Raw genomic sequence first — 1,593 nt, forward strand, 5'->3', positions numbered from 1 at the left:
GGCAAGTAGCCGGATAAAACCATCTCTACCCGGCTACTTACACCACACGCACTACACAGCATACACCCTACGACAACATCCTCGCAGCAACAGCCGCACCACTATGCACCTGCGCCGGATGCCGATTCCGCCGCAACCTCCCCAAATAATCCCGATACCACACCAACCCCGTCTCACGATCCCGAAACACCCGACCAAACCGCGCCCTGTCAGGATCATCATCATTTTCCAAATTATGCACCCGACACAACGGACATAAATTCTCACCAACAGTCACCCCACCACGCGAAAACGCCACAATATGATGCACATCGCAACGCACCGCCGGAGTATCACAATCACCATGCTGACACACCAAATGCTCAATAATCGTCAACAACCGATCCCGACCATCAGCTAACCGCTTCACACCAAACACCTCCACCGGACGAGACACCCCAGCAGCATCTTTCATACACGCCACCGCAAACCCAAACCGACCAACCACAGCATCCACAACATCACGAACATCAACCACCTCCCCATCACTGGTTGCAACCTCACCAGCAGCCAACCCAACACCATCACCAACCGGAATCAAAAAACACGGCCGATACCGCAAATCCACATCATTAACCCGACACCCACACTCACACTGCTCACCACAGACATCCCCACACTCACAACCTGCACCACACTGACAACCAGACGACACCCCCACACCAAAAGCATCACCAGCGGCACACACACGATCAACCAACGCCATCGCAAACCCCTCAGCCTCACCACAAGCACGACCACTTGCCGCAAACCCACGAGCAGGCTGCACCAAACTCGTCCGCACACGCTCAAGCACATGCGCTGGCATTTTCGCAATCATATACTTCATCCCATCAGCATCAGCAACCTTTGAAAACCGCACATACCACGAACGTTTTGCAACAAATCCATCATTACAAGCGTCGATAAGCTTGCGCACATGCACCCGCAATTCGCGATGCGAGAACTGCGCACAGTCAACAATGACCTCACAAATCAACGCATCACGATCGACTTCAGGGTTTTTCAACCGTTTCGGGATACCTGCGATCTCGCGCAGACGATCAATCGAATAACCATGCTCACACGCTAAACTCAGCTGCGCATCCGATAAGGACCGGCCCATAGAACGCAACAACGACGCAGTGGTCACCGAACAATCCAACACATCAGCAAGCTGTGTGACAGGCAGGCCCAGCTGCTGAATCTCAACGACTAACGCCGCGCCCTGGCTGGCCAACGCCTTGAAACGATCAACAATTTGCATACGCCCATACAACCGCACCCACACGACGCTGACAACTGAAAACCGCGTGAGAAATCTCAACTTAAAAATCGGAACCAAAACAACGCGAAAACAGTCTAATTAAGGAATCAGACTGTCAAAAACCAGTGACGCACCGACAGTGGTGGCAGTCCAGCGGCGCACTACCGCACTTGTACCCACGATCGTTGACAGCCAGCAACCCGGCGCCGCGCCGCCACCGTCACACCCACCCCTCCCCATCCCGTCTAAACCTGGACATAGAAAAATCCGCCTGACAGTCAATGCCAAGCGGATTTCCTTAATGGTTA

At 53.5% G+C, this 1,593-nt stretch carries 1 protein-coding gene; it reads right to left on the minus strand.

Annotation, left to right across the window (positions count from 1 at the left end; genetic code table 11):
* Positions 1–67 precede the first annotated feature (67 nt).
* Positions 68–1,285, minus strand: coding sequence for an HNH endonuclease signature motif containing protein (locus NXS99_RS09150; protein WP_259288365.1), 1,218 nt, complete (start codon positions 1,283–1,285; stop codon positions 68–70).
* Between the last annotated feature and the right edge of the window lie 308 nt (positions 1,286–1,593).

It is taken from the genome of Corynebacterium sp. HS2168-gen11 (genome assembly GCF_024834075.1).
Classification (GTDB): domain Bacteria; phylum Actinomycetota; class Actinomycetes; order Mycobacteriales; family Mycobacteriaceae; genus Corynebacterium.